This window comes from Protofrankia sp. Cas3 (genome assembly GCF_963555955.1).
Lineage (GTDB): Bacteria > Actinomycetota > Actinomycetes > Frankiales > Frankiaceae > Protofrankia.
Genome location: NZ_CAUVXP010000238.1, coordinates 1 through 6,191, shown reverse-complemented (window position 1 = coordinate 6,191; position 6,191 = coordinate 1). Strand labels below are relative to the sequence as shown.

General features: G+C 69.7%; 5 protein-coding genes and 1 pseudogene. 3 read left to right on the top strand and 3 right to left on the bottom strand.

Features of this window, described 5'->3' with window-relative positions; all coding sequences use genetic code 11:
• Nucleotides 1-628, top strand: a pseudogene (locus U9983_RS26095) (hypothetical protein); the annotation flags it as partial.
• Entirely contained in the window at nt 625-1,893 is a 1,269-nt protein-coding gene (locus U9983_RS26090) for a glycosyltransferase family 4 protein (protein ID WP_322756551.1), read from the top strand. The pseudogene U9983_RS26095 and the gene U9983_RS26090, both read left to right, overlap by 4 nt.
• 63 nt (nt 1,894-1,956) lie before the next feature.
• On the opposite strand, the gene U9983_RS26085 is transcribed toward U9983_RS26090, so the two are convergent.
• A complete protein-coding gene (locus U9983_RS26085; RefSeq protein WP_322756550.1) occupies nt 1,957-2,919 on the bottom strand; it encodes a 4-hydroxy-3-methylbut-2-enyl diphosphate reductase in 963 nt (320 codons plus the stop codon).
• A gap of 128 nt (nt 2,920-3,047) precedes the next feature.
• On the opposite strand from U9983_RS26085, the gene xseA reads away from it, so the two are divergent.
• A complete protein-coding gene (xseA, locus tag U9983_RS26080; RefSeq protein ID WP_322756549.1) occupies nt 3,048-4,301 on the top strand; it encodes an exodeoxyribonuclease VII large subunit in 1,254 nt (417 codons plus the stop codon).
• Here xseA and add read toward each other — a convergent pair.
• Nucleotides 4,291-5,355 (bottom strand): adenosine deaminase, encoded by a 1,065-nt coding sequence (gene add / locus U9983_RS26075; RefSeq protein ID WP_322756548.1) that lies wholly within the window; start codon nt 5,353-5,355, stop codon nt 4,291-4,293. The genes xseA and add overlap by 11 nt on opposite strands.
• 63 nt (nt 5,356-5,418) lie before the next feature.
• Nucleotides 5,419-6,191: ImmA/IrrE family metallo-endopeptidase (locus U9983_RS26070; protein WP_322756547.1), on the bottom strand; the 773-nt coding region annotated here is incomplete at its 5' end.

The following is a 6,191-nucleotide window of genomic DNA, read 5'->3' as shown; positions in this document are numbered from 1 at the left end:
GTTCGCCGCGGCCCGGGTCGCATTCGACCGCTGTGGGCTGGGACCACCCGCCGGTGCCGGCGTGTTCACGCTGATCGACAACCGGCGCTTCCTGCCGGCCGACGCGACCGTCGCCGGCAACTTCGCGGTGGGTCTGCACATGGCCCCGGTCAATCCGGTCGATCCGGTCGCCATCAGCCGGACGCTGCGCCAGACGGTCACCTCTGGTCGATCTCTGGCCACGCTATGTCTCATTGCCGTGCGCGGGTATCGACAACGGCTGCCAGCGGCATCGCTACCGACCGACGCCCACTCGCCGGCACATCCGTGCCTGGTGCTCAACCACCTGGGACGGGTGCCGCGCTTCGAACAGCTCAGCTGGATCGGCGGATCGGCGGGCGGGGATCCCGGCCCGGATGCCCCCCAGGTGTACTCGGCGTCCACGCCCGGGGGCAGCGACGTCATATCCGTGAAGTTCGTCGAGCTACGCGGCGCGGTGTCGGTCACCGCCACCTTCCACCCGTCGAGCTTCCCCCGGTCCGCTGTGGCCGCCGCGATCGACCTGCTGTGCGCCGGCCCGCTTGACCTGCTGACCGATCCGGGCCGCACGGTCACCGGCCCGTCGTCGGTGTCAGGAACAAACCGGTGACCACATCCACGACCGTCCTGGACCCAGCGACACCGCTGGCGCCGATGGTGCCCCTGGCGCCGGAGCCGGCACGCTGCCGGGTGCTGGTTGTCGAGCAGGGTGAGGGAGTCTGGGGGGCGCAGCGTTATCTGCTGCGGCTCGCGCCGCTGCTGCGCGACCGTGGCGTCGAACAGATCCTCGCGGCCCCTGCCGGCAGTGCGACGGCCGCGGCATGGCGGGCCAGCGGACTGTTGCACGTCGTGCTGGCCGCGCCCGACGACCGCGGGATACGCACACCGGCCGGCCGCCTCAGCCCGGCCAACGCGGTCCGGGAGCTTGGGCGGACCGCCGTCCTCGCCCGCCGCACCGCCGCACTCGCGCGCCTGCTCGACGTGGATGTCGTGCACGCGAACAGCCACTGGTCCCATCTGGAATGCGTGCTGGCGGGTCGGCTGGCCAGCCGAGCGGTTGTCCTGCACCTGCATGAGGAGAACGAACCGGATCTGATCGGGCGGCTGCGGGGTCTGGCGGTACGCGGCGCCCAGGCCTCGGTCGCGGTCAGTGACGCGGTGGCGGCGTCGTTGCCGCCCGAGGCAGCCCGCTGTACCCAGGTGATCCGCAACGGGGTGGACACGGATGCGATGCGCCCGGGAGCCGCCGACCCCGAGATACGTGCCCAGCTGGCGGCCGATCCGTCCGCCCCCGTGGTACTGGCGCTGTCCCGGCTCGACCCGCGCAAGGGCGTGGACACCGTCATCCGAGCGGTAGCCGCGCTACCCGGGCGATTCGCCCGCACTCAACTCGCCGTCGCGGGCACGCCGAGCCTCGATCCGGCGCACGCGGGGACGCTGCGCGAACTCGGAGCCAGCCTGCTCGGCCTGCGGATACGTTTCCTCGGCCCGCGCACGGATGTCGCGGACCTGCTACGGGCGTGCGACGCCCTGGTGCTCGCGTCCAGTCTGGAAGGTCTACCGCTGAGCGTTCTGGAAGCACAGGCCTGTGGAACACCGGTTGTGGCGTTTCCGACAGCCGGGATTCCGGAAATCGTGACGGACGGCGTGACCGGGCTGCTCGCCCGCACGGGGGACGTCGATGATCTCGCCCGTCGCCTGAGCGAGCTGCTCGGCGATCCTGCTCATGGCCGGCGGATCTCCGCGGCTGCCCGCGCGAACGTGCTCGCCCGCCATACCCTCACCCAGCAGGCCGACAACCAGGCGGAACTGCTGCACTGCCTGATGGCGGCACGGCACCGGGCCGGGCCGGGGCACCGGCCATCCAAGCAATAGACCCCGGGGCCTTGCTGGTCAAAGGGCGTGCGAGAAAACCACGATCGCACGCCCTTTGGCCGGCTAGGCGCTGGCCGCCCGCTCCCGGGCCCGGATTTCCCGGCGTAGCTCGGGAGGTAGTGCGAACAGTAGATGCTCCTCGGCCGAGGTCACCTGCTCGACATCGTCGAAACCGCGTTCGGCGAGCCAGGCGACAACCTCGGTGACCAGCTCCTCAGGCACAGAGGCCCCACTGGTCACGCCGATGGTCTCGACCCCGTCGAGCCAGGCCGGATCCACCTGGCTGGCGTCGTCCACCAGGTAGGCCGCGGGCACCCCGTGGTCGAGGGCGACCTCGACCAGACGCACGGAGTTCGACGAGTTCGGCGACCCGACCACAAGGATCAGCTCAACCTGGCCCGCGATCTCCTTGACCGCGACCTGGCGGTTCTGGGTGGCATAGCAGATGTCGGCACTCGGCGGCCCCTGCAGCAGCGGGAACCGCTCACGCAGCGCGTGCACCGTCGTCTCGGTCTCGTCGACCGACAGAGTGGTCTGCGAGAGATAGGCGACTCTGGACTCATCGCGAACCTTGACAGCCGCCGCATCTTCCACGCCGTCCACCAGGTGGATGCGGTCGGGCGCTTGGCCCGTGGTACCGACAACCTCCTCGTGACCTTCGTGGCCGATGAGGAGGATGTCGAAGTCCTCCTTGGCGAATCGGCGTGCCTCGCCGTGAACCTTCGTCACGAGCGGGCACGTGGCGTCGATCGTTCGCAGTTCCCGGGACCTCGCCTCCTCATGGACGGACGGTGCGACACCGTGGGCAGAAAACACCACGGTCGCCCCGGCAGGAACCTCGTCCGTCTCGTCCACAAAGATCGCGCCCTTTGCCTCCAGCGTCTTGACGACGTGGGCATTGTGCACGATCTGCTTGCGCACGTAGACGGGAGCGCCGTACAGCTCCAGCGTCTTCTCGACCGTCAGCACCGCTCGGTCGACACCAGCGCAGTACCCGCGCGGATTGGCCAACAGGATCCGCCCCATGCCCGGAAGTCTACGCGGCCCGGCACCTGCTGGAGGGCCGAACGATAACCGTCACACGCCGGCAACCTGCACGGACACCGGAAGCGGTTTGTGCATGGATCGACGGTTGAAGTCGTTACGGTGGCCCGGTGGCACTCACCTCCTCGCCGGAGCAGCCGCTACCGGTCCGCACGATTTCCCGGGCGATCGGGGACTGGGTCAACCGGCTTGGCCGCGTATGGGTGGAAGGACAGCTCACCGAGATCGTCCGCCGGCCCGGCCTCACCACCGTCTTCCTCACCCTGCGCGATCCCGTCGCCGACGTCTCGTTGCGGCTGACCTGCCCGCGGGCCGTGTGCGAGGCGATCGGCGCCGGCCTCGTCGACGGCGCCCGGGTGGTGGTCTGGGGCAAGCCGTCCTTCCACCCCGCCCGGGGGACCCTCGCGCTCGCCGTTGTGGAGATCCGCCCGCTCGGAGCGGGCGCCCTGCTGGCACGGCTTGAACAACTTCGCGGCCTGCTCGCGGCCGAGGGGCTGTTCGCCGCGTCCCGCAAGCGCCGACCGCCCTTCCTCCCGCGAGCCGTCGGACTGATCACCGGACGGGCGAGCGCGGCCGAGCGGGACGTGGTGGAAAACGCCCGCCGCCGCTGGCCCGCCGTGCGGATCGTGCAACGCGAGGTGGCGGTCCAGGGACCGCTCGCCGTCGGGCAGGTCATCGACGCGTTGCGTGAGCTCGACCGCATCCCCGAGGTGGACGTCATCGTCATCGCCCGGGGCGGTGGGTCGATGGAGGACCTGCTGCCGTTCTCCGATGAGGCGTTGATACGGGCCGTGGCCGCGGCGACCACCGCGGTGGTGTCCGCCATCGGTCACGAACAGGACGCGCCCCTGCTCGACTTCGTCGCCGACGTCCGCGCATCCACCCCGACGGACGCGGCAAAAAGGGTCGTGCCGGACGTCGCCGAGCAGCGCGCGCTGGTGGTCACTTTGCGCGACCGGTCGCGGCGGGTCATCGAACATCGGCTGAACCACGAGGAACGCGGACTGGTCGCCCTGCGCAGCCGGCCCGCCCTGGCCGCGCCCGGACGCGAGCTCGACCGGCAGGTCGGGTACGTGAGTGAGCTACGGGCCCGCGCACGACGCGGCGTGACGCACATCCTGGATCGGGCCGAAGGTGAGCTGGCCCACGCCCGCGCCCAGATGCACGCGCTGTCACCGGCGGCGACCTTGGACCGGGGATACGCCGTGGTCCACCGGACCGCCGACGGCGCCATCGTACGCGACCCGGTGCAGGTGGATGCCGGCGACGAACTGACCATCCAGGTTGCCGCCGGGTCCTTCCCCGCAACCGCCGGTGCAGGTCCCGCGCAGGCGTCCCCTATCGCCGGTGGCTCTAACGGCTGAGGCCCTCGACGACCGTCGCGAGGTCCGCGTGGATGGCCTCCTTGACCGCGGCGGGAGCAAACGAGTGGTCGACGGCAGCCGCGGCCAGATCGGCAACCTGACGTCGGGTCAGGCCCAGGCTACGCAGCGCGTGCAGGTACTCGTCCCGCAGCGTGGTCCCGAACATCGGCGGATCGTCACTGTTGAGGCTGACCGGCAGGCCCAATTCGATCATCCTGGGCAGCGGATGCGCCGAATAGTCGGTGACGACCCCGGTGCGCAGGTTCGAGGTGGGACACACCTCCAGCGGAATGTGATGTGCCCGCAGGTGATCGACGAGGGCCGGGTCGTCACAGGCGGTGATGCCGTGACCGATGCGTTCGGCGTGCAGGTACTCCAGGCAGTCCCAGACCGTGCGCGCTGCGGTGGTCTCGCCGCCGTGCGGTACCCGGTGCAGCCCGGCGTCACGCGCGGCGGTGAACACCTCGGCGAACTGCGGCCGGGGCACGCCGACCTCGGGTCCGCCCAACCCGAGCGCGATCACGGACTCACGGTGGTTCAGCGCGAACTCGATCGTGCCCTCGGATGCGGGACGCAGATCCATGTCGGGCAGGCCTGGAATGTCGGTGATCCACCGGATCTGGATACCGGTTGCCTCCTCTGCTTCGCGGCGGCCCTGCTCGACGCCTGCGAAGACCTCGTCGGCGTCGACACCGCGCTGGATGTGCAGGAACGGCGTGAAGGTGATCTCGGCATATCGGACGCCCTGGGCTGCGAGCCCCAGTGCGGTCTCGCGGGCCAGGAGCGCGAAGTCGCCGGCATCGCGCAGCACCCGGACAGCGGCCAGGTAGACCTCGATGAAGTGGTCGAAGTCGCGGAACTCGTAGAACGTCGCCACCCCGTCGAGGTCGGTGGGCAGATCGTCGACGCCGTGGCGGCGGGCGAGGGTGAGCAGGGTCTGCGGGCGCATCGACCCTTCAAGGTGGACATGTAGTTCCACCTTGGGCAGCGCGTCGACGAACTCCTCGTCGGTGAGCTGGTCGATGGTGCCCTCTCGCGCATAGCCCTCTCGCATGTCCCGAGACGATTGCCGACCGTCCCCATCCCCGTCAAGCAAGATCGCAGCAACAGTTGTGGATCAGCGCGGGTATCGGCTCGCCACAAGCTGATTGCTGACCTGATGTTCGATCACCATCGGTGAAACGTCGAAGTGTCGGGCAACCTCGTCAACGTCCTCAGGCTCAACCGCATCCACGGCATTCTCAAGATGCTCCGCGATGCCAGCCGCCGGCGCGAGAAGCTCGGCGGCGAACGCTCGTTCGATCTTCTGGCGGTCCGTGTACGCAGCGGTGACAAGGAACAGGGGATCATCGGAGTAGATCGCGTGCCACAGTGCGCGGGCAGCCGTGAACCGGCGGGTCGGCTGCGGCTGCCTGCGAGCAAGAACAACGCCGATGCCCTCCCCCCGAGCCCCCCCCAGCGCCTGCAGGGCCTTGTCCCCGTGCGGCCGCGAGCGGCGGATCGGGGCGGTCAACTGATCAATCGGGACGCCGGTCTCCGGCGCGTCCCATGTTCGTAGGACCTGGTCGATATCGAGACGGCGATCGGAGCCGATCTGGAAGAAATCACGGACCGCGCCGGCCTGCGACCAGCCGACCTGCCATGGAGGAGCACCACGTGTGAAGCTTGACCCCTGGCGGGCAACGCTCCGCAGCGCTGACAGCGACGGGACATCCGGACCGGATGACCGCAGGACTTCGGTGGCGGCGCCGATCCATTCCAGGCCGGCGACGATGTTCTCAGGGTCAACCGCGTCAAGGAAATCGCCGGCCATCCCCGGGCCGAGTCGAGTCGCCGCACGGATGATGTCGTCGGCGAGATCGGCAGTTTCCGCATAGGGGTCGAGGCCCA